The organism is Bradyrhizobium sp. USDA 326 (assembly GCF_049739485.1).
Lineage (GTDB): Bacteria > Pseudomonadota > Alphaproteobacteria > Rhizobiales > Xanthobacteraceae > Bradyrhizobium.
In genome coordinates, this window is record NZ_JBMGQA010000001.1 from 6,351,734 (window position 1) to 6,375,492 (window position 23,759).

Annotated in this window: 26 protein-coding genes; 17 read left to right on the plus strand and 9 right to left on the minus strand. The window is 65.1% G+C overall.

All coding sequences use genetic code 11. The annotated features are described in order from the left end of the window. The first annotated feature begins 29 nt into the window (after window positions 1-29). From ABIG06_RS29840 to ABIG06_RS29850, 3 genes are all read left to right on the plus strand, one after another. A complete protein-coding gene (locus ABIG06_RS29840) occupies window positions 30-749 on the plus strand; it encodes a haloacid dehalogenase type II (RefSeq protein WP_370139593.1) in 720 nt (239 codons plus the stop codon). Window positions 750-811: 62 nt separating this feature from the next. Further along, window positions 812-1,225: an ASCH domain-containing protein gene (locus ABIG06_RS29845; RefSeq protein WP_124162672.1), complete on the plus strand. Its 414-nt coding sequence runs from the start codon at window positions 812-814 to the stop codon at window positions 1,223-1,225. After that, the gene (locus ABIG06_RS29850; protein WP_370139594.1) at window positions 1,206-1,730 is read left to right on the plus strand and encodes a DUF4269 domain-containing protein; all 525 of its coding nucleotides are present in this window, start codon (window positions 1,206-1,208) and stop codon (window positions 1,728-1,730) included. Before ABIG06_RS29845 ends, ABIG06_RS29850 begins: the two co-directional genes overlap by 20 nt. A gap of 67 nt (window positions 1,731-1,797) precedes the next feature. Here the strand turns inward: ABIG06_RS29850 and ABIG06_RS29855 are convergent, their stop codons facing one another. Then, entirely contained in the window at window positions 1,798-2,769 is a 972-nt protein-coding gene (locus tag ABIG06_RS29855) for an MBL fold metallo-hydrolase (RefSeq protein ID WP_370139595.1), read from the minus strand. Between the two features lie 172 nt (window positions 2,770-2,941). After that, window positions 2,942-3,607, minus strand: a complete 666-nt coding sequence (locus tag ABIG06_RS29860; protein ID WP_124162675.1) for a GntR family transcriptional regulator — start codon at window positions 3,605-3,607, stop codon at window positions 2,942-2,944. Window positions 3,608-3,723: 116 nt separating this feature from the next. Between ABIG06_RS29860 and ABIG06_RS29865 the strand changes: the two genes are divergently transcribed. The 7 genes from ABIG06_RS29865 to ABIG06_RS29895 all read left to right on the plus strand — a co-directional run bounded on the left by ABIG06_RS29865 (window position 3,724) and on the right by ABIG06_RS29895 (window position 10,476). Further along, window positions 3,724-4,518 carry an enoyl-CoA hydratase/isomerase family protein gene (locus tag ABIG06_RS29865; RefSeq protein ID WP_370139596.1) on the plus strand — a complete coding sequence of 265 codons (795 nt, stop codon included), beginning with the start codon at window positions 3,724-3,726 and terminating at the stop codon, window positions 4,516-4,518. A 9-nt stretch (window positions 4,519-4,527) separates the two neighbouring features. Continuing rightward, window positions 4,528-5,787: a CaiB/BaiF CoA transferase family protein gene (locus ABIG06_RS29870; RefSeq protein ID WP_370139597.1), complete on the plus strand. Its 1,260-nt coding sequence runs from the start codon at window positions 4,528-4,530 to the stop codon at window positions 5,785-5,787. 51 nt (window positions 5,788-5,838) lie between these two features. Further along, entirely contained in the window at window positions 5,839-6,825 is a 987-nt protein-coding gene (locus ABIG06_RS29875; RefSeq protein ID WP_124162678.1) for a Bug family tripartite tricarboxylate transporter substrate binding protein, read from the plus strand. Window positions 6,826-7,089: 264 nt separating this feature from the next. Next, window positions 7,090-7,572: a tripartite tricarboxylate transporter TctB family protein gene (locus ABIG06_RS29880; RefSeq protein ID WP_124162679.1), complete on the plus strand. Its 483-nt coding sequence runs from the start codon at window positions 7,090-7,092 to the stop codon at window positions 7,570-7,572. A gap of 11 nt (window positions 7,573-7,583) precedes the next feature. Continuing rightward, window positions 7,584-9,122 (plus strand): tripartite tricarboxylate transporter permease, encoded by a 1,539-nt coding sequence (locus ABIG06_RS29885; RefSeq protein ID WP_370139598.1) that lies wholly within the window; start codon window positions 7,584-7,586, stop codon window positions 9,120-9,122. Beyond that, window positions 9,119-10,123, plus strand: a complete 1,005-nt coding sequence (locus ABIG06_RS29890) for a 4-hydroxythreonine-4-phosphate dehydrogenase PdxA (protein ID WP_370139599.1) — start codon at window positions 9,119-9,121, stop codon at window positions 10,121-10,123. The genes ABIG06_RS29885 and ABIG06_RS29890 overlap by 4 nt, the downstream gene beginning before the upstream one ends. 137 nt (window positions 10,124-10,260) lie before the next feature. Beyond that, a complete protein-coding gene (locus ABIG06_RS29895; RefSeq protein ID WP_370139600.1) occupies window positions 10,261-10,476 on the plus strand; it encodes a hypothetical protein in 216 nt (71 codons plus the stop codon). Window positions 10,477-10,719: 243 nt separating this feature from the next. Here the strand turns inward: ABIG06_RS29895 and ABIG06_RS29900 are convergent, their stop codons facing one another. From ABIG06_RS29900 to ABIG06_RS29910, 3 genes are all read right to left on the minus strand, one after another. Then, window positions 10,720-11,136 carry a cupin domain-containing protein gene (locus ABIG06_RS29900; protein ID WP_424578460.1) on the minus strand — a complete coding sequence of 139 codons (417 nt, stop codon included), beginning with the start codon at window positions 11,134-11,136 and terminating at the stop codon, window positions 10,720-10,722. A 49-nt stretch (window positions 11,137-11,185) separates the two neighbouring features. After that, complete coding sequence (locus ABIG06_RS29905; protein WP_124162684.1) at window positions 11,186-11,929, minus strand: SDR family oxidoreductase; 744 nt, start codon at window positions 11,927-11,929, stop codon at window positions 11,186-11,188. Between the two features lie 402 nt (window positions 11,930-12,331). Further along, the gene (locus tag ABIG06_RS29910) at window positions 12,332-13,408 is read right to left on the minus strand and encodes a methyl-accepting chemotaxis protein (RefSeq protein WP_370139602.1); all 1,077 of its coding nucleotides are present in this window, start codon (window positions 13,406-13,408) and stop codon (window positions 12,332-12,334) included. A gap of 290 nt (window positions 13,409-13,698) precedes the next feature. Between ABIG06_RS29910 and recJ the strand changes: the two genes are divergently transcribed. The 3 genes from recJ (at window position 13,699) to ABIG06_RS29925 (ending at window position 17,335) form a co-directional block, all read left to right on the plus strand. Beyond that, entirely contained in the window at window positions 13,699-15,540 is a 1,842-nt protein-coding gene (gene recJ, locus ABIG06_RS29915) for a single-stranded-DNA-specific exonuclease RecJ (protein WP_370140942.1), read from the plus strand. Between the two features lie 93 nt (window positions 15,541-15,633). Continuing rightward, on the plus strand, window positions 15,634-16,443 hold the full coding sequence (locus ABIG06_RS29920) for an SDR family NAD(P)-dependent oxidoreductase (protein ID WP_370139603.1): 810 nt from the start codon (window positions 15,634-15,636) through the stop codon (window positions 16,441-16,443). Window positions 16,444-16,537: 94 nt separating this feature from the next. Further along, window positions 16,538-17,335, plus strand: a complete 798-nt coding sequence (locus ABIG06_RS29925) for an aldolase (protein ID WP_370139604.1) — start codon at window positions 16,538-16,540, stop codon at window positions 17,333-17,335. A 105-nt stretch (window positions 17,336-17,440) separates the two neighbouring features. On the opposite strand, the gene ABIG06_RS29930 is transcribed toward ABIG06_RS29925, so the two are convergent. After that, entirely contained in the window at window positions 17,441-18,670 is a 1,230-nt protein-coding gene (locus tag ABIG06_RS29930; protein WP_370139605.1) for a lytic murein transglycosylase, read from the minus strand. Window positions 18,671-18,818: 148 nt separating this feature from the next. Between ABIG06_RS29930 and ABIG06_RS29935 the strand changes: the two genes are divergently transcribed. Both ABIG06_RS29935 and ABIG06_RS29940 read left to right on the plus strand, forming a co-directional pair. After that, the gene (locus ABIG06_RS29935; RefSeq protein WP_370139606.1) at window positions 18,819-19,079 is read left to right on the plus strand and encodes a hypothetical protein; all 261 of its coding nucleotides are present in this window, start codon (window positions 18,819-18,821) and stop codon (window positions 19,077-19,079) included. A 67-nt stretch (window positions 19,080-19,146) separates the two neighbouring features. Beyond that, window positions 19,147-19,398, plus strand: coding sequence for a hypothetical protein (locus ABIG06_RS29940; protein ID WP_124162691.1), 252 nt, complete (start codon window positions 19,147-19,149; stop codon window positions 19,396-19,398). 55 nt (window positions 19,399-19,453) lie between these two features. Here the strand turns inward: ABIG06_RS29940 and ABIG06_RS29945 are convergent, their stop codons facing one another. After that, on the minus strand, window positions 19,454-19,978 hold the full coding sequence (locus ABIG06_RS29945; protein ID WP_370139607.1) for a MarR family winged helix-turn-helix transcriptional regulator: 525 nt from the start codon (window positions 19,976-19,978) through the stop codon (window positions 19,454-19,456). Window positions 19,979-20,032: 54 nt separating this feature from the next. Here ABIG06_RS29945 and ABIG06_RS29950 point away from each other — a divergent pair, with 54 nt between their 5' ends. Both ABIG06_RS29950 and ABIG06_RS29955 read left to right on the plus strand, forming a co-directional pair. Then, window positions 20,033-20,512, plus strand: a complete 480-nt coding sequence (locus ABIG06_RS29950; RefSeq protein WP_370139608.1) for a carboxymuconolactone decarboxylase family protein — start codon at window positions 20,033-20,035, stop codon at window positions 20,510-20,512. Between the two features lie 21 nt (window positions 20,513-20,533). Then, window positions 20,534-21,037, plus strand: coding sequence for a cupin domain-containing protein (locus tag ABIG06_RS29955; protein ID WP_370139609.1), 504 nt, complete (start codon window positions 20,534-20,536; stop codon window positions 21,035-21,037). 37 nt (window positions 21,038-21,074) lie between these two features. Here ABIG06_RS29955 and ABIG06_RS29960 read toward each other — a convergent pair whose 3' ends face one another. Continuing rightward, window positions 21,075-22,052, minus strand: a complete 978-nt coding sequence (locus ABIG06_RS29960) for a DUF808 domain-containing protein (RefSeq protein ID WP_424578461.1) — start codon at window positions 22,050-22,052, stop codon at window positions 21,075-21,077. An 85-nt stretch (window positions 22,053-22,137) separates the two neighbouring features. Continuing rightward, entirely contained in the window at window positions 22,138-23,688 is a 1,551-nt protein-coding gene (locus ABIG06_RS29965; protein ID WP_370140943.1) for a M23 family peptidase, read from the minus strand. Window positions 23,689-23,759 lie beyond the last annotated feature (71 nt).

Here is a 23,759-nt window from a genome sequence, read left to right on the forward strand (position 1 = left end):
AAGAACAAGTAATATAGAGGAAAGCGCACATGTCCGATCTCTCCACTGTCAAAGCCCTGGTCTTCGACGTGTTCGGCACCGTGGTCGACTGGCGCACCAGCCTGATCGCCGACTTCATGTGGTGGAGCAAGCAGCGAGGCATCAGCGCCGACTGGACCGCGCTGGTCGATGGCTGGCGCGGCATGTACATGGCCTCGATGGACGAGGTGCGCCAGCATCCCGAGCGCGGCTATGTGATGCTGGATGATCTGCATCGCCGTTCGCTGGAGAAGCTGGTCAAGAAGTTCGCGATTCCGGGCCTCACGGACGCCGATCTCGATTACCTCACCAAGGGCTGGCATCGCCTGCATGCCTGGCCCGACAGTGTCGGGAGTCTGACGCGGCTCAAGACGAAATTCGTGATCGCGCCACTCTCGAACGGCAATGTCGCGCTGCTCACCAACATGGCGAAGTTCGCCGGGCTGCCGTGGGACCTCATCCTGTCGGCGGAGCTGTTCGAGCACTACAAGCCCGATCCGGAAACCTATCTCGGCGCCGCGCGCCTGCTTTGCCTCAAGCCGGAGGAAGTGATGATGGTCGCTGCCCACAACGGCGATCTCGCCGCCGCGCAGAAGAACGGATTGAGGACCGCGTTCGTGGCGCGGCCGACCGAATATGGGCCGTTGCAGAAGGTCGACTTCGAGGCGACCGGCAACTGGGACATCGTCGCGAAGGATTTTGGCGGGATCGCCGACAGGCTGGGGTGCTAGGCAGCGCTTCGTCACAATGCGCTGTGGCCTGGGCGGCGAGGCGACTGAAAGCCTGGAAGACCATGAGCAAGCCGGTCCCCGAGCGGTATCGACACCTCCGGACATTTGCATTCGGGGACAATTCGGCGCTGGCGGACCAATTGGTCGAACTCGTCGTCAAGGGCATCAAGACCGCGACATGCAGTACCGAAGACGAGCCGAGCACCTCCACACCCGGTGAGCGCTGGGTGGTGCTCGACGGGCGAGCGGAGCCGCGCTGCGTCATCGAAACCATCGACGTGACGTATCGGCGCTTCAACGAGGTCGACGCAGCCTTTGCGCATGAGGAGGGAGAAGGTGACCGGAGCCTGGCCTTTTGGCGCCGCGCCCATCAAGACTATTTCGGCAGGCTCGGACGATACAGCGACGACATGATGCTGATGTGCGAGCGCTTTCGCCTGGTCGAGGTCCTCTGCGATGACCAGCTGGATCGGTAGCTACGAAGCTGCGATCGGCAGTTCGGAATTGCTCGGGGAGCTGAGTGGATTCGATCCGCGTGTGGTTGGGACGCTGCCCTTGGGAATTTCGACGCCGACAAGCGACATCGATGTCGTGTGTCAGGTAAGCGACGCGGCCGCCTTCGCGGAGCTCGTGTGGCGACGGTACGGCGCCTGTGACGGATTTGCTCTCTACCAGTGGCGCTCCAGCCGGCGGCCGGTGATTGCCCGCTTCGAATGGGGCGGCTGGCCCTTCGAGCTGTTCGGAGATCCGAGACCGGTCGATCAGCAGGAGGGATGGCAGCACTTCGAGATCGAGCGGAGATTGCTGGCTCTCGACGATGGACGCCTGCGGAAGGCGGTGGTGGGGCACAGGGGGCGCGGAATGAAGACGGAGCCTGCGTTTGCTGCCGTGCTCGGCATAGCAGGAAATCCCTATTCTGGATTGCTTGCATTGGGCCGTGAGAGTGACGCCCAGCTGCGATCGCGCCTCGACCGCTTATAAAAATTGCTTCGCCCTGCGAGGGGGCGGTCCGGACGGTGAGCGCCGTCCGGACCTGATCTGACGAGAGTTACAACGTCATCTTCATCGGCTCAGGATAGTAGTGGAAGCCTTCGCCCGCCTTGGCGACGTGGCCATAGCCCGGCCAGGCGAAGTGATACGACATCACCGGGGTCTTGTTGGCTGCCAGCATGGTCAGCAGCTTGACGCGCGATTCGGCTGCCTGCTTGGGATCGGTGTCGTATGAGAATTCCATCCGCGGCCGCTCCAGCAGCAGCACCGAATGGTGCGAGAGGTCGCCGAGGAAGGCGAAGGATTTCCCCGCCGAGGTGACCATGAAGATGGTGTGGCCGACGGTGTGGCCGGGCGCCGCGATCGCCTGCACGCCGGGCAGGAATTCCTGGCCGTCCTTGAAGAACACGATGCGGTCGCGCACCGGCAGCAGGTTCTTGCGGGCGTGAACGACGAAGTCCTTGGCCGCGCTGCCGAGCTTGCCCTCGTCCGTCCAGAAGTCGAAATCGCTCTGGGCAATGTAGATCTGCGCGTTCGGAAACAGCGGCTTGCCGCCTTCGTCGACGATGCCGCCGATATGGTCGATATGGGCATGCGAGCACACGACGGCGTCGATGTCGCCCGGCTTGATGCCGGCCTCGGTCATGCTCTTCTGCTGCCGGCCGGTGCTGGCGCCGAACATCTTCGATGAGCCCATGCCGGTATCGAACAGGATGAGCTTGTCGCCGGTGTTCACGATCGGCGAATTCTGCTCCAGTACGACATTGTCCGGCGACAGGAAGTTGTCGGCGAGCATCTTCTTGACCTCTTCCTTGGGAACGCCGGTGAAGGTCCCCGAGGGATCGCCGAGCGGCAGCGGCCCGTCGGAGACGACCGTGACCTCGGCGTCGCCAAGAACGAAGCGGTGCCAGTAGGGCGTCTGTGTGCCGAGCTTGGGAGCCCGCGCCAGCGCGCTGCTGCCGAGCATGGCGCTGGCACCGAGGCCCGCCCCGAGCGCGAGCAGGGACCGACGAGAGACATCGATTGTCATGCGTTTCCTCCGCTTTTGTCTTTTGTATTACGTATCTTGCGCAATTGTTCGCGCGTTGCGACCGGCCTGATCAGCCATGCGGCCGGAGGTCGGCAGAAGCCATGCTGCGCCGGTTACGACAAGCTAGCAAGTAGAATTGGTCCGCGGATGCATGTGACCGCCGAATTGCGCGTTACGCAATTTTCAGCGTGAGGTCATGGCCTTCCGTCTCGGCAAAGCCCGCCTGCAGAACCTCTTCGCGCTTGTGACGAAGATGCGCCCGCAGGATGTGGGCGAGGCCGACGCCATCGCGCCGCTGGAGCGCGTTGAGGATGGCCTCGTGCTCCTTGACGGCGAGCGCCCAGCGTTGCGGCGTCATCGGCGTGACATAGCGCGCCCGGCGGATGCGCGCGGTCACCGAGGTGTAGAGCCCCGCCAGCACGGGGTTTCCGGCCGCGGCGACGATAGCTTCGTGAATGGCGCGGTTGCCACGGTAGTACTGGATCAGGTCGCGCTCGCGATAATGCTGCACCATCTCCGCATGCGCGGCGGCAATCTCGTCGATCTCGGCGTCCGTGATGCGCTCGCAGGCGAGCTCGCCGGCGAGTGCCTCCAGCCCCTGGCAGACCTCGAACAGGTCGCGCATGTCCTTGTCCGTCAGCTTCGCCGCGCGTGAGCCGCGATGGGGCAGCAACTGCACCAGGCCTTCGGCGGCGAGCACCTTGAGCGCCTCGCGCAGCGGCGTGCGCGAGATCTCCAGCCGCTCGCACAACTCGCGTTCGGGAATCCGCGCGCCCGGCGGGATTTCACCGTCGAGCAGGATGGCGCGGATGCGGCCAACGACTTCTTCGTGAAGCATGGGTCTGAGCTCGATTTGAATGCAAAAATCAGCTTACAGGCAGATATTTCCAAGTTCCAGCTTGAAAATCCAAAATTTTGCATTCAAAAATGCGCAAAACAGAAAGGTATGAGGAAATGGACCGGCAGGTGGAGGCAGAAGACCTCGTCTTCGAGCGTGAGGACGGCATCGGGCGGATCACCTTCAACCGCCCGCAGGCCCGCAATGCCTTCACGTTCGCCATGTACGAGCGGCTTGCCGCGATCTGCGAGGAGGCCAACCGCGACCATGCGGTCAAGGTGCTGGTGCTGCGCGGGGCCGGCGACAAGGCCTTTGCATCGGGCACCGACATCAACCAGTTCCGCGAATTCAAAACGCCCCAGGACGCGATCGACTACGAGAACCGCATCGATCGAGTGCTGACCACGCTGGAGCAGTGCCGGGTGCCGACGCTCGCGGCGATCAACGGGTTCTGCACCGGGGGCGGGGCTGGCATTGCCGCGGCCTGCGATCTCCGCATCGGCACGAAGAGCACCAAAATTGGATTTCCGATCGCCCGCACGCTCGGCAATTGCCTGTCGATGTCCAATGTCGGCCGTCTCATCGCGCTTATCGGCGCCGCGCGCGTCAAGGACATCATCTTCACCGCGCGCCTCGTCGACGCCACAGAGGCCGCGAGTGTCGGGCTGCTCGGCGAGGTCGTCGATGACATCGCAGCTCTCGACCGGCGCGCCGACGAGGTGGCCCGCCTCGTCGCCAGCCATGCGCCGCTGACGCTGAATGCGACCAAGCAGGCCGTGGCTCGCCTGCAAAAGCGGCTGACGCGGGACGAGGGCGAAGACCTCATCCTGATGTGCTACACGAGCCGGGATTTTCGCGAAGGGCTCGATGCTTTCCTCAACAAGCGCGCGCCGCAATGGCGCGGCGAATAGGGCGCCCCGATGCATAGCGATCGATCGCAATCCGCCTCCCGCCGCTCGGGACCGCTGGCCGGCCTCAAGGTCGTCGACCTCACCCATGTCATGGCGGGACCGACTTGCACCCTGATGCTGGCCGACATGGGGGCCGACGTCATCAAGATCGAGAAATGGCCGAACGGCGATGACACCCGTCATTCGGTGCCGCCGAAGATCGGGGACGAGGCGGCCTCCTTCCTGATGATGAACCGCAACAAGCGCGGCATCGTGCTGGACCTGAAGACCGACGGCGGCAAGCAGGTGCTGCGGCGGCTGATCGCCAGCGCCGACGTGCTGGTCGAGAACTTTGCACCGGGCGCGATGGAGCGCCTCGGCTTCGGCTACGAGGCGCTGCACGCGGAATTCCCGGCGCTGATCTATTGCTCGCTGTCGGGCTTCGGCCGCACCGGCCCGTACAAGCACCGCAGGGGTTTCGATCTCGTCGCACAAGCCATGAGCGGCATCATGAGCTTCACCGGCGAGCGGCCCGACGGTCCTCCGGTCAAGTGCGGACCGCCGCTGTCCGACATCACCGCCGGCCTGCTCGCGAGCATGGGCATCCTGGCCGCCTACACGCATCGCCTCAAGACGGGCGAAGGGCAGTGGGTCGAGACCTCGCTCTATGAGGCCGCGCTGGTGCAGACCTATTGGCAGTCGACGATCGCGCTTGCCGCGGGCACTGCGCCGCGCGCCATGGGCTCGGCGCACCCGCTCAACGCGCCGTATCAGGCGTTCGAAGCCTCGGACGGCTGGCTCGTCGTCGGCGGCGCCAACAAGAAGCATTGGCTCTTGATGCTGGAAGCGCTCGGCGCGAGCGAGCTTGCCTCCGATCCGCGCTTCGTCAACGGAGCCGACCGCATGGCCAATCTGAAGGAGCTCGAAGCCGTCCTGAGCGAGCGGTTCCGCACAAAGTCCCGGGCACACTGGCTCGCAGTGCTGGAGGAGAAGGGCGTTCCATGCGGACCCGTGCACGACATGCTGGAGGCTCTGAGCGATCCGCAGACGCTGGCGCGCGAGATGGTCGTCGAGGTCGAGCACTCCACGCTCGGCCCCGTCAAGACGATTGGGCTTCCCATCAAGTTTTCGGAGACCCCAGGCAAAGTGCGATCAGGCGCACCTGTTTATGGTGAGCACACGAGCGAGGTGCTGACCGAGCACGGGTTCGACCAGAAGCAGATCGAAGCGCTCGAAACAGAAGGCGCGATCGTGCTGGCATCAGGAAGACGCGAGGAACGCATCGCCTGAGCGGACGTCGAGACGACAAGAGCAAGAAGACAAGATCAGCTGGAGGAAATCATGGGTCGGACGTCAACATTTCTGCTCTCCGCGGCCATGCTCGCCGGCACGATGCCGGCGAGTGCCGCCTGGCAACCGCAGAAGCCGATCGAGTTCGTGGCTACCGCCGGGCCCGGCGGCGGGACCGACAATCTCGCGCGCGCGGTGCAGAACATCATCACCAAGCACAAGCTGACGGAGCAGCCGATCATCGTTGTCAACAAGGGCGGCGGCAGCGGTGCGGAGGGTTACGTCTACGCCAAGGCTTCCGCCGGCGATCCCTACAAGGTGATCTTCGGCACCTCGAACGCCTGGCAGCAGCCGCTCGTCTCCAAGGTCGCCTTCAACTACACCGATCTCACCCCGGTCGCGGCGATGGCGCAGGACGAGTTCCTGCTCTGGGTCAAGCAGGACTCACCTTACAAGTCGGCGGGCGATTATCTGAAGGCCGCCGCATCGGGCGAATTCAAGATGGGCGGCGCGCAGTCGAAGGACACCGACGAGGTGCTGACGCGCATGATCGAGAAGGCCGGCAAGGTCAAGCTGACCTATATCCCCTTCAAGAGCGGCGCCGAGACCGCCGTGCAGCTCGCCGGCGGACATCTCGACTCCCACGTCAACAACCCCAGCGAAAGTCTCGGCCAATGGCGGGGCGGCACGCAGCGGCCACTTTGCGTGTTCAGCCCGAAGCGTCTGCCGCAGGGACCCAAGGTCACCGCGAGCGAGGGCTGGAGCGATGTTCCGACCTGCGTCGAGCAGGGCCTCGACATCAAGCAGTATGAGCAGCCGCGCACTGTGTGGCTGCCCGGCAAGGTCACGCCGGAGCAGGCCGCGTTCTATGTCGACCTCATGAAGAAGGTGCAGGCGACGCCCGAGTGGAAGGACTACATCGAGAAGACCTCCCAGGTCGACACCTTCCTGACCGGTGCCGAGTTCGACAAATTCATCAAGGAGGACCTCGAGCACGTCAGGCAGGTCGCGGGCGAGCAGGGCTGGCTCGTCAAGTGAGGCGGGGCTGTTGCACCAGCTTCGATGTGAGCAGGCTTTTTCGCGACGTCTTGACCATCGTGCCACCAGCTCCGCTGTCGTCCCTGCGAATGCAGGGACCCATACCGCGTGATCTATCGAGGAGCGTTGGTGGTATCAACTTCCAGTTTTCGTCAAACTCCTGCCCGGGGTTATGGGTCCCTGCGTTCGCAGGGACGACACCGAACGTTGGGGCAAGATACGTGCCCTGCACCACCACCGTACGTGGCCTGATCGGAGCCTCCCATGATCTCCCGCCGCGCGCTTGAACTTGCGACCGCCGTCCTCACCGGAAGCTTCGGCGTGGCCGTCGTCGTCTCCAGCCTCGACAACGGCATCGGCTGGTCGAGCGCGGGCGTCGATGCGGGCACGTTTCCGTTCCTGACCGGGATCGTCATCGTGGTCGGGAGCCTCGTCAATCTGGTCCGGGGTGTGTTGCCGGCCGTGACGCTCGCAAGCGTTCCCACGGCCATCACGTCCATCGAGCTGCGCCGGCTCGCCGGCCTGTTGGTGCCGGCTGCGATCTTCGTTGCCGCGATCCCGCTCGCCGGGATGTACGTCGCCTCGGCCCTGTATGTCCTCGCAGTGCTGGCGATCCCGAGGCACCAATCGGTGCCGCGCGCGCTCGTCATGGCCGGAGCAACGGCGCTCGCGCTCTATGTCGTGTTCGAGCGCATGTTCCAGGTGAGCCTGCCGCACGGCGCGCTCGCCGCCGCCTTGGGCTTCTGACGGAGCGGCCGATGGATAATCTCGCAGACCTCCTGCATGGCTTCTCCATCGCGGTCACCATGCCGCATCTGGCCCTGATGTCGGTCGGAGTGCTGCTCGGCATTCTCGTCGGCGTGCTGCCGGGCCTCGGTGCGCCGAACGGCGTGTCGCTGCTCTTGCCGCTGACCTTCGGCATGCAGCCGGTGTCGGCGATCATCCTGCTCTCCAGCATGTATTGGGGCGCGCTGTTCGGCGGCTCCGTGACCTCGATCCTGTTCAACATTCCCGGTGAGCCGTCGTCGGTCGCGACCACCTTCGACGGCTATCCGATGGCACGCGACGGCCGGCCGACAACGGCACTTGCCACCGCCTTCGGCTCGGCGGCGTTCGGTGCGCTGATCGGCGTCATCCTGATCACCTTCCTGGCGTCCTGGGTTGCCCAGGTCGCGCTCGCCTTCGGACCGCCGGAGTATTTCGCGGTCTATTTCCTCGCCTTTGCAAGCTTCGTCGGCATGGGTGGGGCGGCACCGATCAAGACGGTCGTGGCGTTGGCGATCGGCTTTGCCATCGCCGCCATCGGTATCGACACGGTCTCCGGCAGCGTGCGCCTCACCATGGGCGTGGATGAGCTGGTCAAAGGCGTGAGCTTCGTCGTTGCGGTGATGGGCCTGTTCGGCATCGGCGAGCTGCTGGTCGCCGTCGAGGAGGAATTTCACGCCCGCGCGGTTTCCTCGAAGATCGACTGGCGTGAGGTGTTCCGCGCCGTCGGCCGCTTGCCGCGGCATGGCGTTGCCCTGCTGCGCAGCGCCGCCATCGGATGCTGGATGGGGATCACGCCGGGCGGACCGACCGCGGCCTCCTTCATGAGCTACGGCATCGCCCGCCGCTTCTCGCGCCGCGGCCGCCTTTTCGGCACCGGCGAGATCGAAGGCATCATATCGCCGGAGACAGCCGATCATGCCGCCGGGACAAGTGCGCTGCTGCCGATGCTCTCGCTCGGCATTCCCGGCTCGGCAACCGCAGCCGTCATGATGGGCGGGCTGATGATCTGGGGCCTCAATCCCGGACCCATGCTGTTCGTCGACCAGAAGGATTTCGTCTGGGGCCTGATCGCCTCGATGTATGTCGGCAACATCGTCGCCGTCGCGCTGGTGCTGTTGACCGTTCCCGTCTTCGCGGCCTTGATGCGGATTCCCTTCGTGGTAATCGCGCCGCTGATCGTGATCATCTGCGTCGTCGGCGCCTATTCGGTGTCGAACTCCTATCTCGACGTAGTGATGATGCTCGGCTTCGGTGTCGTAGGCTATCTCTTCAAGAAGCTGTTCTATCCGCTGGCGCCGCTCGTGCTCGCGATCGTCATCGGCGACAAGGCCGAGGATGCGTTCCGACAGTCGATGCTGCTGTCCAAGGGATCACTGGGCATCTTCTTCGCCAACAAGCTGGTGACGTGCCTGATCGTGGGCGGGATCGCGCTGCTCTTGCTGCCGCTGGTGTTGCAGCTTGCGCGGCTCTGGCGCAAACCCGCGTCGCCCGCGATCGACACGCCAGCCCAGGAGAAGGTGATCATATGACCGCAAAGCCGCTGATCGCACTGGCAATGGGAGATCCCGCCGGCATCAGCCCGGAGCTGACGGCGAATCTCGTGGCGCAGGACGAGATCCGCGCCCGCTGCCGGCTCGTCGTCATCGGCGACCGCCGCATCTTCGACCAGGGCGCGCGCATTGCCGGGGTCGAGCCGGAACTGAGGGCGGTGGAGCAGGGGGCCGACCTTCGCGCGGCAAGAGGCGATGCATTGCTTGTCGATCTCCGCCACCTTGATCCCAGAGAGGTCGAGCCGAAGACTGCGACGCTTGCCGGCGGCAGATTCGCGCTGGCCAATTACAGGCATGCGCTCGAACTCGGCCGCGACGGCCATGTCGACGCGGTCTGTTTCACCCCCTTCAACAAGCAGGCGATGCGCCTTGCCCATGCCGGGTACGACGACGAGATCGCGTTCTCGGCCGAGGTCGTCGGTCTGAAGACGCCGGCAAGCGAATTCAACGTGCTGGACCGGCTCTGGAACGCACGGGTCACCTCTCATATTCCGCTCAAGGATGTTGCTGCAAAGCTGTCCAGCGAACGCATCCACCGTGCACTCAGGCTGACCGATTCCTGCATGCGCAATGCCGGCTTCGCGCGACCGCGAATCGCAGTCGCAGGCCTCAATCCCCATGCCGGCGACGGCGGTAATTTCGGCCGCGAGGAGATCGACCTGATTGCGCCGGTGGTCGTGGCCGGCCAGCGCGAGGGCATTGCCGCCGAGGGGCCGTTTCCCGCCGACACCGTGTTTCTGCGCGCCAAGGCGGGCGCCTTCGACGCGGTTCTGACGATGTATCACGACCAGGGCCAGATCGCGATGAAGCTGATGGGCTTCGATCGCGGCGTGACTTTGCTCGGCGGCTTTCCGTTCCCGATCTGCACGCCGGCCCACGGCACTGCCTACGACATCGCGGGGCAAGGCATCGCATCGGTTGGCGCTAGCCGCACTGCTCTGCTGCTCGCGGCGGAGATGGCGGCGCGTCGCCCCATCTGATTTTGCACGCAGCAAGGGAGCGAGCGCTGACTGCGCTCGCTTCGCGCGCAGGCCTTGATTGCTCGGGAAAAATTGGAAACTTCCGTCGTCGCGACGAGTTGGCGTCCCATTCGCATCTCCACATTGGGAGCTGGAACATGGTCGACGACGGCCCGCTACGAGCAGCGGTGGACATCGCTTGGTGCGTGTACCGTACCCGGCATCGCGACATCGATGCTGCGGATGGTCGTCGCTGCCTGCTCGAGCGTCATCTGCAAGGGAGGCGGGAAGCGCGCGAGAGTAACGGTGACGCCCAGGAACTCGCAGCATTCGGGCTCGCCTATCTCGAGCGGCTTTCCGATGACGAATGCTGAGGCTCATCGAAAGCCTCGCATGTCGCCTGGCGAGCGCAAGCGCGAGGCCGGATTGGACCCTGCTCGCCATTTCGAACCTTCTATCCGGAGCTATCGTGCTGATCGTGCGGTCGGCGATATAGCGAGTTCCGGGCGCGGTGCTCGGGGTGTTCCTGCGACGTCGCGATATTGCCCGCGGTCGTGGAGAGGGGCGGGATAGCGCCAGTCCTCCGCGATAGCGTGGCGCCGCCTGTTGGCCCCGTGCTACTTCGCGATCGGCGTCGTCAACTCCTTGTCGGTCGTGTTGACCACGAACACGGCCAGCAGCTTCGCAGGCTCGGTATCGCTGGCATTGGCGCTGACGGAGTGGCGGTCGCCGGGCCTTTCAAAGAAGTTCTCCCCCTTGTGAAAGACTTTTGCGGGACCGTCATTGAGCTGGCTGCGGATCGCGCCTTCGAGGACCGTGGCATAGATGAAGGCGGAGGGCGCGTGGATGTGGGCCGGTGAGGAGCCTCCGGGACCGTACTCCACCAGCACGCCCTTCATGCTCTTGCCCGGGACGTTCGGCAGCGCCTGGTCGAAGACGACCGTGACCCTGGTCAAGGGGGCTGCGGTCTCGGCTGCGTGGGCCGCCAGGCAAGATGCGGCATAGACCGCGGTTGCGATTAGCAATCTGCGCATGGGATTCCCCTTCTTTGCCATTTCCATCGTGGTTGATTCTACCGGAGCCTCAGAGGCTCGCGAGCCATGTTGCGAGCGGCGTTGTCCCGAGCCGCGCCTCGCCGAGCGGGTTCAGCGACGTGTCGTTGATGGGGGCGCCGAAATACAGCGCCTTCGGATCTCCGATCACGGGACGTGTGTCGCCGGACGCCTTCAGGCGCCGCGCGATGAATTCGTTGAAGGGGGCCATCTCGGGGCCTGCGATATCGATCGTGCCGTTGAGCGGCTTGCCTGTTGCGACCTCCGCGAGGCGAGCGACGACGTCGTCGGCGGCGATCGGCTGAAACTGGGCGGTGGGAACGACGATCTTGCCGTCGATCACGCCTGTTTCGGCGATGGCTCCGAGGAATTCGAAGAACTGGGTGGCGCGCACGATCGAGTAGGGGACCGAGGCGGACTTGACGATGGTTTCCTGCGCCAGCTTGGCACGGAAATAGGCGTTGTCGGGCGAGCGGTCGGTGCCGACGATCGAGAGCGCAACGTGATGCTTCACGTTTGCTGCGGCCTCTGCCGCGCCGAGATTCTGGCTCGAACGCTGGAAGAACTCGAGCACCGCGGCGGGCTCCCAGGACGGCGCGTTGGCGACATCGACGACCACATCCGTACCCGCCAGCGCCGCAGCAAGGCCTTCGCCGGTCACCGCGTTCACGCCTGATTTCGGCGAGGCCGCCACCGCCTCGTGGCCCTGCTGTTTGAGCTTCGCGACGAGCCTTGATCCGATCAAGCCGGTTCCGCCGATCACGACGATCTTCATGGCGTGTCTCCTCGTTATTTCCGAGCGCGAGACGAACCAAGGAGCTCGCGCTGTCACGTCGATCAACGTGATGCGAAGCGACTCTATCCGAGCCGCGGCGCAGGCTCTTGCCTGTAACGGGCGAGCCTTGCCGGAAAACGCTTCAGAAGCCGGGCTGTGGTGTCAGAAGATCGGATCGCAAGGGATCATTCCCTCATGCCGTGAACGCAACCTGCGATGATCACAGATTGCCAGTGTTTTGCCCGACGTGTCAAAGCGCTTCGACGGATGCAAGTCGGCAGGGAAGCCCTTGAAAAACACCAATGAAAACAACCGTCCGGCTACTGTGCATGGGGTTGTTTTCCAGGGTTCGGATCGGGCAGGCGATAACGATCCGGTCTCGCGAGGCGGCCGCTGCTCGCCTCACGCTCCGCAGACGATCACGCCATACCAGCCGAGGCCCCGATAGGTCTCGTAGCCGGGCGTGGCGTGGAAGGCGACCATCGTCCCTGAGCGGTCCTGATAGAAGCCGGACCGCTGGCCGTCCAGCGACAGCGAGATGCGCTCGCTGAGGATGCCCTGGCCATCGGAGGCAGCGATCACGCGAAAATTCGAATCGACCAGCAGCACGCGGGCCTTGTCGCTGTCGCCGACACGGACTCCTTGCACGATAGCGCGGGCCTGCGGTTCCCAGTCGAAATGGATGGCGAGCACGCCGATCGGCGAGCCACTGGCCTGACCGCCGTCGCGGACGCTGGCGCAATAGGTCGCGACCTGCGCGTTGCCGAGCAGCGGCTGGTTCTCGACGTCGCCGGCGACATAGTCGTCGCCGGAGCGCAACGACCGCGCCTCGCGAAACCATCTGGTGTGGGCGACGTTCTGGCCGACGACGCGAAAGCGGTCGGCGCGGCCGTTGGCGATGACGTTGCCGTCGAGATCGCAGAGCCAGAGGTCGAGATAGACGGTGTAGGCCCCGAGGATCACGCCCAGGCGCTGCGAGGCATGGGAGACGGCGGCGGTGCTCGGCGAAGCCGCGCAATCGACCACGGCGGAATCGGTCGCCCACCAGCGCACGTCGCAGGTCCGTTCGTAGAGATTGCGGTCGATCAGCTCGATCGCGTTGAGGGACAGGTCGGTCATGCGCTCGCCTCGGGAGCGCTGGCTCATGCGCTCGATCGAGGAGACGAGGTCGCCGGTGCGTTTCGTCAATTGGGTCTCGAGCTCGCGGGCGATGGTCTCGACCTGCTGGCCGACGCCGCGCACCTCCTGCGCCACCACCGCAAAGCCGGCACCTTGCGCGCCTGCGCGCGAGCTCTCGATCAGCGCGTTGAGCGCCAGCATCTTCATCTGATTGGTGATCTGCTGGATCGACTTGGTCTTGTCGATCGCGATCTGGTTGACCTCGGCAGTGAGGCGGTTGATCAGCGCGGAGATGTCGGAATCATCGTCCGTAGCTTCGGCGGCAATCGGCTTGGCTTTCAGACCCAGCGCAGCAGACATCGGGGAGCTTCCCTTGGCAATGAGGCCTGATCTGCAATGAACGGGGAACAACGACTTACAGATCGAATACGATTCTTTTTCGAAGATTCCGCCTAACGCCTGCTTAATTTGCTGTTTGACGGAATGCCTAAATGGTAGTCAGCCCGTCCGGCCGAGCGGCCATCCACCGGTTTGTGTGGTGGAGCCGTTGCAAATCCCGCCCGATTGCCGGCCAATCCTCCCGAAAGCCAATGACCGTGCGTCCGCCTGATCGCCTGGACCTTCCAGTTCCCTATAACCTGCCTCCCGTCATGACGCTGCCCGCCACCGCCTTGCCCGTCGAAGCGCCCCAGGCTTTCCTGGGCGTGGCGCGCTCGCTCACCGACAAGCTCTGGCGCGACCGGCTGGACGCCCGCGGGGCGGCGCAGGCGCTCGCCATCGTGCAGAGGCACCAATTGCCCGAACTGCTCGCGCGGGTGCTGGCCGGCCGCGGGGTCGACATAGACGCCGTGCCCGACTTTCTCGATCCGACCATCCGAAAGCTGCTGCCGGACCCGTTCACCGTGACGGAGATGGAAGCCGCTGCGAAGCGAATCGCCGATGCGGCGGCGAGGGGCGAGAAGGTTGCGATCTTCGGCGACTACGACGTCGACGGCGCCACCTCGGCGGGGCTGCTCGCCTGGCACCTGCGTCATTGCGGGCTCGATCCCCTGATCCATATTCCCGACCGGATATTCGAAGGCTACGGCCCAAATACCGAGGCGGTGCGGGCGCTCGCCGCGAGGGGCGCGACGCTGCTCGTGACCGTCGATTGCGGCACCACCAGCATCGAGCCGCTCGCTGAAGCAAAACGTCTCGGCATGTCCGTGGTCGTGATCGACCACCATCAATGCGGACTCGATCTTCCCGAAGTCGATGCGCTGGTCAATCCGAACCGCCCTGACGATCTCTCCGGCCTCGGTCATCTCGCCGCCGTCGGCCTCGTGCTGGTGACGCTGGTCGCCGTCAACCGCGAGCTGCGCCAGCGCGGCTTCTGGACCTCCGGGATGCCGGAGCCGGATCTGCTCGGCATGCTGCATCACGTCGCGCTCGGCACGGTCGCCGACGTGGCGCCGCTGATCGGCCTGAACCGCGCCTTCGTGGCCAAGGGCCTGATCGCGATGCGACGTCGCGACCATGTCGGGCATACCGCGCTGATGGACGTGGCCCGCCTCAACGGCCCGCCGGAGGCCTGGCATCTCGGCTTCATGCTGGGGCCGCGCGTCAATGCCGGCGGCCGCATCGGCCGCGCCGATCTCGGCGTGCGGCTGCTGCTGGAGGGCGACAGCGTCGAGGCTGCGCGGATCGCCGCGGAGCTCGACCGGCTCAACAGCGAGCGCCGCGTCATCGAGCAGGCCGCGGAAGCGCAGGCTGAAGCCGAGGCGCTGGCCTCGATCGGGCTGGAGGACAAGCTCGCCGTGATCGTCACGGCCTCGGAAGGCTGGCATCCCGGCGTGGTCGGCCTCGTCGCCTCCCGCCTGAAGGAGAAGTTCTCGCGGCCTGCTTTTGCCATTGCGCTGGAGCCTGGCGGCATCGGCACCGGCTCGGGTCGTTCGATCGCCGGCGTCGATCTCGGCAAGGCGGTGCGGCAGGCGGTTGCCGACGGTATCTTGCTCAAGGGTGGCGGCCATGCGATGGCCGCCGGCGTCACGCTGCGAAAAGAGAAGCTGGCCGAATTCCGCGCCTATCTCGAAAACGCGCTGGCCCGGGACGTCGCGGAGGCGCGCCACGTCAACGAGCTCTATATCGACGGCGCGGTCTCCGCACGTGCGGTGACGCCGGAGCTGGCGACGACGCTCAACCGCGCTGGTCCCTTCGGCAGCGGAAATCCGGAGCCCGTGTTGGCACTGCCGGCGCACCAACTCGTGTTTGCCGACGAGGTCGGGCAGGCGCATCTGCGCCTGCGCTTCAAGTCGGGCGACGGCGCCATGGTCAACGGCATCGCGTTCCGTTCGGTTGGCCAGAAGCTCGGCAATGCGCTGCTCGCCAACCGCGGCCAGCAGCTGCATGTCGCGGGCTCGCTCTCGGTCGATCGCTACCAGGGCGCCGAGCGCGTGCAATTCCGCGTCGTCGACGTCGCGCTACCGGACCAGGGGCCATCCGTGATTAGATAGCTCATGATCCGGAAAAGTGCGAAGCGGTTTTCCGACAAAGATCATGCGCCAAATATAACGGCCTCGAACAACAAAAAAAGAAAGGGAGTGAATATGGCAGGGCAGGTTGAGGGCAAGGTCGCGCTGGTGACGGGCGGCGCCTCGGGTATTGGCGAGGCCATCGTCGAGCTGTTCGTGCGCGAAGGCGCCACGGTCATCGCAACCGACATCGATGAGCTGAGAGGCCTCGAGCTTGCCAGGCGCATCACCAAGGCCGGCGGCAAGGCGGTCTTCCTGGAGCAGGATGTCACTAGCGAGGAGCGCTGGATCGAGGTCGTCGCTGAGGTCGGCAAGCGCTACGACCGGCTCGACGTGCTCGTCTCCAACGCCGGCATCGGCATCTCCGTGCCCTCGATCGTCGACATGACGCTCGCTGACTGGCGCAAGCAGAATGCGATCAATCTCGATGGTGTTTTTCTTTCGGTCAAGCATTGCCTGCCGTTGATGCGCAAGACCGGCGGCGGCTCGATTGTCATGATGTCATCGCTGGCGGGCTTGCGCGGCTCGCCCGGGCTGTCGGCCTATTCGGCGACCAAGGGCGGCGTCCGGCTGTTCGCCAAATCCATCGCGATGGAGTGCGCGGCCGCGGGCGATGGCATCCGCGTCAACTCGGTTCACCCCGGCATCATCGATACCCCGATCTGGGGCAAGATCCCGACCGGGGCGACCGGCGCCGGTCAGAACGCACCGATCGATCCGGAGGAGCGCGCCAAGGTCGTCACGCCCCTCGGCCGTGCCGGCCATGCCGCGGAGATCGCCTCCGGCGTGCTGTATCTGGCGTCCGATGCCTCGCGCTATGTTACCGGCAGCGAGCTCGTCATCGACGGCGGCATGAATGCCGGAGGCGTGCCGCGGCGCGCATAGGCCACGCAGGGCAGGGCGGCGCGCGCAAGGGGCTGACGTGCAAGCGCCAGCCCTGTACAAGGCGGGGAGCTTACCGACAGAGGTGTCCTTCGCCATGGCGCACAGCCTTCACGCTTCCTCGCCCGCGCCCGCTCCATTCCGCTCCAACCGGCCGGACCTCGCGACCGACGCGATCCGCACCGCGCGCGAGGATTTGGCCGCCTGCTTCCGCATGGCGGCGCGCAACGGCTTCGAGGAGGGCATCTGCAATCATTTCTCGGCCGTCGTGCCCGGCCATGACGATCTGTTCCTCGTCAATCCCTATGGATACGCCTTCCGCGAGCTGACTGCGTCGAAGCTCCTGATCTGCGATTTCCACGGCAACGTGCTCGACGGCGAGGGTGTGCCGGAGGCGACCGCCTTCTACATCCATGCCGAGATGCACAAGCGCCTGCCGCGCGCAAAGGTCGCCTTCCACACCCACATGCCCTATGCCACGGCGCTGTCGATGACCGAGGGCGATCCCCTGATCTGGGCCGGCCAGACCGCGCTGAAGTTCTACGGCCGCACGGCGGTCGACCGCGACTACAACGGCCTTGCGCTCGACAATCGTGAAGGGGCACGCATAGCCTCCGCCGTGGGCGATGCCGACATCGTCTTCATGAAGCATCACGGCGTGATGGTGCTGGCGCCGACCATCGCGGAGGCCTGGGACGATCTCTACTACCTCGAACGCGCTGCCGAGGTGCAGGTGCTGGCGATGTCGACGGGACGAAAGGTGTTGCCGGTCGATCCCGCGATTGCGGACGCGACCTACAAGCAGATGCGCGAGGGCGATACCGAATCCGCGCGGCTGCATCTTGCCGCCATCCGCCGCCAGCTCGACGCAGAAGAGCCGCAGTACCGGCATTGATCACGGTGTCATTCCGGGGCGAGGCGAAGCGCGAGCCCGGAATCCAGAGGCCGTGGTGCGACATATCGGGTTCTCGCTACGCGAGCCCCGGAATGACGGGGTACACTACGACCCCTGCCGCAGCTTCGCCAGCACCTTCAGTCCGCCATAGCCGTCCGCCGGCGTGATGCCGGCGCGCTGCTGAAAATCCTTCACCGCCTTCATCGTGTCGTTGCCGACGCGCCCGTCGGTGCCGCCGGTATCGAAGCCGGCCTTGGTCAGGCGCGTCTGCATCTCCTGCACCTCGGCCAGCGTCAGCGCCCGCTCGGAGCCGGGGAAGGGCTGGATGAAGGGCGGCGCTCCCAGGCAGCGGTCGCCGAGATGGCAGATTGCGAGCGCATAGTTCATGGAAGGGTTGTAGCTCTTCACCGAATAGAAATTCGGTCCCAGCAGGAACGTCGGCCCGCCCGCAACCGGCGTCCACATCTGCGCGGATGCGTTGGGCTGCGGGAAGGCCTGGCCGTCGGCGCGGGTGACGCCGGCCGCCTGCCACGCCGCATAGCTGCGGCTGCCGCTCATATTGCCTGCCGCGCGCACCTCGTAGCCCCAATGCTCGCCGCGATGCCATTTGCCGCGGTTGACGAGGTATTTCGCGGTCGAGCCCAGCGCGTCGTCGGGCTTGCCGAATGGCGAGACCTTGCCGTCGCCGTCATAGTCGATGCCGACATTGAGCCAGACTTCCGGCATCCATTGCGAGTGCCCCATCGCGCCGGCCCAGGATCCCCGCATTTCTTCCGGGGTGCTCCAGCCCTTGTCGACGATCCGCAGCGCGTTGATCAACTCGGTCTCCCAATAGGCCTTGCGGCGCGGCTCGTTCCAGGCGAGCGCGGCAAGCGAGGGAAACACCGGCCTCATGTGGTTCTGCTGCACCAGAGGATCGCCATAGGCGGACTCGACGCCCCACAGCGCCAGCAGCGTGCCTCGCTCGACGCCGAAATCGCGCTCGATGCGGGCGAGCAACGCCTCGTTGTTCTTCAGCGCGATCTTGCCGTTGATGATGCGCCAGTCCGAGACGCGGCGGTTGATGTATTGCCAGACCTGCTCGTGGAATTCGGGCTGGTTGCGCATCTGCTTGAACACGCTCATGTCCGGCTCGACCCGTCCCATCGCGCGCTGCCATGTCGCGGCGGAAATACCTTTCGCCATCGCGCGTGCGCGAAAGCTCTCGCGCCATTCGTCGAAGCCGGCAGGCGCGGCGAGAGCGCGTGTCGGGCCGGCGAGCAAGGCGGCTGCACCGAACGCCGATTGGAGCAGGGCGCGGCGGGTTGGATGAGGCGAGGAATCAGCGTGCGTCATGGGCGCATTCTAGCCGGAAACATGGCACGTGTGAGTCGGTTCCTGGAACGGCAGCGATGGGTGAATTCTGCCTGATCGCGTCGGCTGTTCCCACCGGAACAAGTGTCGCGCTCCCGCATTCCCTCCACACACCGGGAAGGAGGAGAAGATGAGAAAATATCTGCTTGCCGCAGCCATGGTTACGACCGTTGCGGCGCCTGTGCTCGCCGATGAGGTCGGCGTTCACGTCGGCCCAGTCGGTGCAGGCGTAACGGTCGGACAGTCCCACGAATATCGTGAGCGCGACCGCGATCACGACCGCACCACGGTCATTAGGGAACGCGAGCCCGCCGACCGCACCACGGTGATCAAGAAGGAAGATGAATTCGGCAACCGCAGCAAGACCGAAATTCATCACGACAACGACTGACGGAGCAGGGTCCCGGTTCGACGCCGGGGCCTTCCTTCGCACGATCGGCAGATCGAATCGGGGTGGAATGAAGATACGCACGCATGCGGAAAGCCATGTCGTCGAGCTCGACGACGGATCGCAATGGCAGATCTTTCCCGGCGACCTCGCGACCACGCTGAGCTGGAAGCCCGAAACCGATTTGCGTCTCGAGCAGAGCGGCGACCGGATGAGTTCGCACGTGCTGGTGAATGCCGCCGACCAAAGCCGCGTGCGGGTGATCGCGGCGGGCGAGACCTGGCCCGACGGCGAGGTCAAGAAGGTGTTGAAAGGCGGCTAACCGCGCTGCCGCCGCTGCAGAGGCGGCAATCAGCGACTGCGAATGTCGGTCGCCCTTAGTCCTCCTGCAGATCAGCCGCGATGCCGGCAAGCCAGCGCCGTATCGTGGTTTCCGCTTTCGAATCCAAATCCCGAGCGAGGCGCTTCTCCAGTTCGAGCACACGCTGCCGGCACGCCTTCAACAGCGTCGCGCCGCGCGGCGTCAGCGTCCATTGTTGGATGCGGCCATGGACGGGATGAGGTGTCATCACGATCGCGCCGTCGCGTTCGAGGTTGCGGACGATGACGCCGACGGTCTGAGGCGTGAGGAAGGTGAGGCGGGCGACATCGGCCCCCGACAAGCCCGGATAGGCGTTGAGCATCGTCAACACCGCGAATTGCGGCGACGTCACGCCGAGATCGGCGAGAGTCCGTTCCATCGTGAGGCGAACCGCGGCATGGGCCTGACGCAGGAGATAGCCGAGATAGCCTTGCTCACCGCGCTTGCCTTCGCCGGGAGCGGGCACGCGCACGTCGCCGGCAGGCGCGGGTGCCTTGCGCACCGTTTTCGGTCTTGTGATGGCAGCAGTCTTGTGTAGCATATCAGAGCTCTTATAAGTTATAAGTGCACTTATAACAAGATGAGGTGAACAGCAATGTCACACGCCCGCAGCGAATATGAGGATTTCAAGAGGATCGCGCCGGACGCGTATGATGTGGTGCTTGCGCTCGGCCAGCTTGCGGCCAAGGCCGGTCTCGACAAGCAGCTGCTCGAGCTCGTCAAGTTGCGCGCCTCGCAGATCAATGGCTGCGCCTTCTGCCTGCAGCACCACGTCCTTCTGTCGGAACGGCTCGGAGTTCCCGCCGACAAGCTGCATCTGGTCGCGGTCTGGCGCGAGGCGCCAATCTTCTCTGCGCGCGAGCGCGCGGCGCTGGCTTGGGCGGAGGCCTTGACGCTGCTGCCCGGCGGGGTCAGCGAGGAGGTCTATTCGGAGGCAACGCGCGAGTTCTCCGAAACCGAGCTGACCTATCTGACCTCGGCGGTCGCTTCGATCAACGTTTGGAATCGGTTTGGTGCAGCGTATCGCTGGACACCGGCCAAGCGGCCGGTCAGGGCGAACGCTGCGGCGTCATGATTGCAGGACTGGGAGATCGGCATGACAGCAATGAGTTTGGCCGCCGCGCAGCGCCTGATGCCGTCGCGTTCGATGGCGATCGCCGTCATTGGCGGCCTCGCCTGCGCGCTTGTGATCGGCAAGGTGCTGCCGGTGACGATCGACAGTGTATCGGGAGCGTTGGCGCCGCTCTGCGCCACCGCGGCCGAGAGCTCGCCGCTCGACAAGGTCGAGCCGATCGGCTCCTACGCGCTTCCGAACGTCCCGGGCAAGCGCGTCACCATCGTGCGTGTGTCCTACGGTCCAGGCGGGTTTTCGCGGCCGCATCGTCACGCGGGTTCGGTGACGGCCTACATCACCAAGGGCGAGATCCGCTCGCAGCTCGGCGGTGGCCCCGTCGAGACATTCGGCGTCGGCCAGTCCTTTTTCGAGCCGCCCGGCTCGACGCATCTGGTCTCGGCCAATGCCAGCATGACGGAGCCGGCAGAGTTGATCGCGGTGTTCGTCGCGGATGAGGGCGCGCAGCTGACGACGTTCTTGGAATAACCGCCATTCGTCGGCCCCGACTGCGTATTCAAGCCGGCTATGATCGCCTCAACAGCTTCCATGCCGGTGAGAGGCCGTATTCGACAACCGGAATAGCAATCGCGCCGACAAGCAGTCCAACGACGCCCGAGATAGCCGCCTCGACCGACCATTCGATGATGCCGGCGACGGAGGGAAGAAGGTGTGCGGCAGCCTCGGTTGCAGCATGGACCGTGTGACCAACCGCGGGCGGACCGTATTTCTCGATGCCGTGCAGGATGATGCCGCCGCCGACCCAGATCATGGCGGCGGTGCCGATCGTGCTCAGCACCGCCAGGAAGGTGGGCATGCCGCGGACGAGCGCGCGTCCAAGCAAGCGGATTCCGCCGCCGATGATCGAAGCGCTGTCATAGCCGGCAAGAGCGACGCCGACATCGTCCGCCTTCACGATCAGAGCCACCACGCCGTAGACTCCGACGGTGATGCAGAAGCCGACCAGCGCCAGCACCAGCGCCTGCGTCCAGATGCCGCCCGCCGGGAGGGCCGCCAGCGTGATCGCCATGATCTCCGCCGACAGGATGAAATCCGTCTTGATGGCGCTCGCGACCTTCTCGTCCTCGACCGAGCGGGCATTCAACGCAATCGGCTGGAGCTGAGCTTCGTGGTGGTGCGCATGATGCGGCAGCACGGCTTCGAGCACCTTTTCGGCGCCCTCGTAGCAGAGAAAGGCTCCGCCCAGCATGAGCAGCGGCGTGACCGCGGCGGGAAGGAAATAGCCAAGCAGCAGGGCAATGGGGAGCAGAATCAGCAACTTGTTGCGCAGCGATCCGACCGCAATCTTGCCGACGATCGGCAGTTCGCGCTTCGAGGCAAAGCCGATGACGTAGTTCGGCGTGACGGCCGCGTCATCGATGACCACGCCTGCCGCCTTCGTGCCCGCTTTGGCGGCCTGGCTCGCTACATCGTCGAGCGAGGCTGCTGCCAGCTTTGCGATCGCCGCGACATCGTCGAGAAGACCGATCAGTCCGACACTCATGAACCGTGTTCCTTCTTCGTTCGAGCCTGCGGGTGCGCGCGACGACACGCTCTTGCACCGCGCGGCATCGGAACGGGCAAAACCGTCAATTGTCGTCGCCGCCCGATCCCTCGCGCAGGTCCGGCTTGATCACGTCCTCCGGCAGCGCATGGGCGACCGGCTGCGCCGTGTTTGCGATCTCCGGGCCGACTTCGCGGCCGCGGGCGCGGATCAGGCGTTCGTATGCCGAGACCAACGTGATGTAGGGGCTGACCCAGATCCAGCCGTCGCGGGTGAACACCTGCACGTCGAAATGCAGGTGCATCGACGTGCCGGCGGGATGGTCGAGATAGTTCGAGATCACGCCGATCTTCTCGCCTTCGGTGACGATGCGGCCATTGAGCACGCCATCGGCGTTCAACGCGTGCGGGTTCATATGCATGTAGCGGAAACGGATGTGCTCGGTGCGACTATTGACTTGAAGCGTCGCGGCCTGGTCCCTGGCTCCACGGATGACGATCGCGTCACGTACGGCGACGACGGCGCGCTGCTTGGGATCGCAGGGCTCCCGGCCTTCGCCGGACGGCGGGCAGGCGGCGGCGCGGATGTCCTCGCCCTGGTGGCCGTAGCCTCCGGCACATTGCCACACCTCGAAACTGCGCGACTCGCAGAAATTGTCGCGCCAGGGATAGGCGGTCGGACCTTCGCTCTTGTCGCGCTTGCCGTAGGATTGGGAGCGTACGAAGGCGGGCGCCTTATCGAGCGGAAAGCGGATCTGGGCATAGGCCATCATGTCGGGATGGCCGCTTTGCTTGCGGTAGCCGGTGTTCGGGATGATGTCGCCGCTCGGCCGGTAGCTGAAGTCCGGTGAACGCTCCGCCGGACGCTCGAGCACGTTGGAGGCAATGTCCATCAACGGCCGCGTGCGCTGGCCGCCGGCGACACGCAGAGCCTTCAAGAAGCGCTCGGCGACCGGATAAGCTTCCTTACAGGCGAGCCGCCGCGGCTTGGCGGCGCTGTCGAGGCACTGGATCGACACCACATAGGCGACACCGAAGCGGGTGAAGGCGTAGCGCACATAGCCTTCCCGGATGAGTTTGCGCAGGTCCGGGTAGGTTGCCGCGAGCGGCTTGACTGGCTCGCCCTTGCCGCCGGCTGGATCGGCGATGTCGTAGACGAGCGCCGAGCCCGTGATCTGCACCTCGACCGGCCTTGCGAACACCCGGCTCGGCATACCCTCGCCGGCGCCGGGCTCGAACGAGAAGGTTGCGCTGTAGCCGGCGGGACCGGCATCGAACATGTCGACGGGATTGAAATCGGCCTGGTAGCGCGACAGCGTGAGCGGCGCGCCGCTGTGCTGCGCCTCGAGGTACGCGGCAGCGTCGAACGGCAGCAGCACGGGCACGGGACTGCGGGTAATGCCGGTGAAGAAGCGCGAGGAGATCGCGTTGAGCTGCACCAGCGCGGGCACCGCGCGCGGATCGTAGCGCGGCACCGAACGTCGGGGTGCGAAGATGAAGTCGCCCGCAATCTGCGGGTGGCCCTTGATCTCGACACGGAGCTGGTCGAGCGCTGCGCGCCAATCGACGCGCAGGGCCGTGAGTGAGGGGCCGCGGAATTCATCCGCAGCGATTGGCGCAGCGAGGAGGAGCGACATCAACGCCAGGAGAAACGAGACGAAGCGGAAACTGTTCCTGCCCACTGCCTCGCCCCCCGGCGGTACCTGTT

Coding starts and splice junctions, on each gene's coding strand:
- ABIG06_RS29950 (WP_370139608.1), top strand. CDS start 20,033: ATGTCACACGCCCGCAGCGAATATGAGGATTTCAAGAGGATCGCGCCG.
- ABIG06_RS29935 (WP_370139606.1), top strand. CDS start 18,819: ATGAGAAAATATCTGCTTGCCGCAGCCATGGTTACGACCGTTGCGGCG.
- ABIG06_RS29945 (WP_370139607.1), bottom strand. CDS start 19,978: ATGCTACACAAGACTGCTGCCATCACAAGACCGAAAACGGTGCGCAAG.
- ABIG06_RS29855 (WP_370139595.1), bottom strand. CDS start 2,769: ATGACAATCGATGTCTCTCGTCGGTCCCTGCTCGCGCTCGGGGCGGGC.
- ABIG06_RS29850 (WP_370139594.1), top strand. CDS start 1,206: ATGACCAGCTGGATCGGTAGCTACGAAGCTGCGATCGGCAGTTCGGAA.
- ABIG06_RS29925 (WP_370139604.1), top strand. CDS start 16,538: ATGGCGCACAGCCTTCACGCTTCCTCGCCCGCGCCCGCTCCATTCCGC.
- ABIG06_RS29965 (WP_370140943.1), bottom strand. CDS start 23,688: ATGTCGCTCCTCCTCGCTGCGCCAATCGCTGCGGATGAATTCCGCGGC.
- ABIG06_RS29865 (WP_370139596.1), top strand. CDS start 3,724: ATGGACCGGCAGGTGGAGGCAGAAGACCTCGTCTTCGAGCGTGAGGAC.
- ABIG06_RS29960 (WP_424578461.1), bottom strand. CDS start 22,052: ATGAGTGTCGGACTGATCGGTCTTCTCGACGATGTCGCGGCGATCGCA.
- ABIG06_RS29910 (WP_370139602.1), bottom strand. CDS start 13,408: ATGTCTGCTGCGCTGGGTCTGAAAGCCAAGCCGATTGCCGCCGAAGCT.
- ABIG06_RS29840 (WP_370139593.1), top strand. CDS start 30: ATGTCCGATCTCTCCACTGTCAAAGCCCTGGTCTTCGACGTGTTCGGC.
- ABIG06_RS29890 (WP_370139599.1), top strand. CDS start 9,119: ATGACCGCAAAGCCGCTGATCGCACTGGCAATGGGAGATCCCGCCGGC.
- ABIG06_RS29875 (WP_124162678.1), top strand. CDS start 5,839: ATGGGTCGGACGTCAACATTTCTGCTCTCCGCGGCCATGCTCGCCGGC.
- ABIG06_RS29845 (WP_124162672.1), top strand. CDS start 812: ATGAGCAAGCCGGTCCCCGAGCGGTATCGACACCTCCGGACATTTGCA.
- ABIG06_RS29955 (WP_370139609.1), top strand. CDS start 20,534: ATGACAGCAATGAGTTTGGCCGCCGCGCAGCGCCTGATGCCGTCGCGT.
- ABIG06_RS29900 (WP_424578460.1), bottom strand. CDS start 11,136: ATGCGCAGATTGCTAATCGCAACCGCGGTCTATGCCGCATCTTGCCTG.
- ABIG06_RS29940 (WP_124162691.1), top strand. CDS start 19,147: ATGAAGATACGCACGCATGCGGAAAGCCATGTCGTCGAGCTCGACGAC.
- ABIG06_RS29880 (WP_124162679.1), top strand. CDS start 7,090: ATGATCTCCCGCCGCGCGCTTGAACTTGCGACCGCCGTCCTCACCGGA.
- ABIG06_RS29905 (WP_124162684.1), bottom strand. CDS start 11,929: ATGAAGATCGTCGTGATCGGCGGAACCGGCTTGATCGGATCAAGGCTC.
- ABIG06_RS29860 (WP_124162675.1), bottom strand. CDS start 3,607: ATGCTTCACGAAGAAGTCGTTGGCCGCATCCGCGCCATCCTGCTCGAC.
- ABIG06_RS29930 (WP_370139605.1), bottom strand. CDS start 18,670: ATGACGCACGCTGATTCCTCGCCTCATCCAACCCGCCGCGCCCTGCTC.
- ABIG06_RS29870 (WP_370139597.1), top strand. CDS start 4,528: ATGCATAGCGATCGATCGCAATCCGCCTCCCGCCGCTCGGGACCGCTG.
- ABIG06_RS29895 (WP_370139600.1), top strand. CDS start 10,261: ATGGTCGACGACGGCCCGCTACGAGCAGCGGTGGACATCGCTTGGTGC.
- ABIG06_RS29885 (WP_370139598.1), top strand. CDS start 7,584: ATGGATAATCTCGCAGACCTCCTGCATGGCTTCTCCATCGCGGTCACC.
- ABIG06_RS29920 (WP_370139603.1), top strand. CDS start 15,634: ATGGCAGGGCAGGTTGAGGGCAAGGTCGCGCTGGTGACGGGCGGCGCC.
- recJ (WP_370140942.1), top strand. CDS start 13,699: ATGACGCTGCCCGCCACCGCCTTGCCCGTCGAAGCGCCCCAGGCTTTC.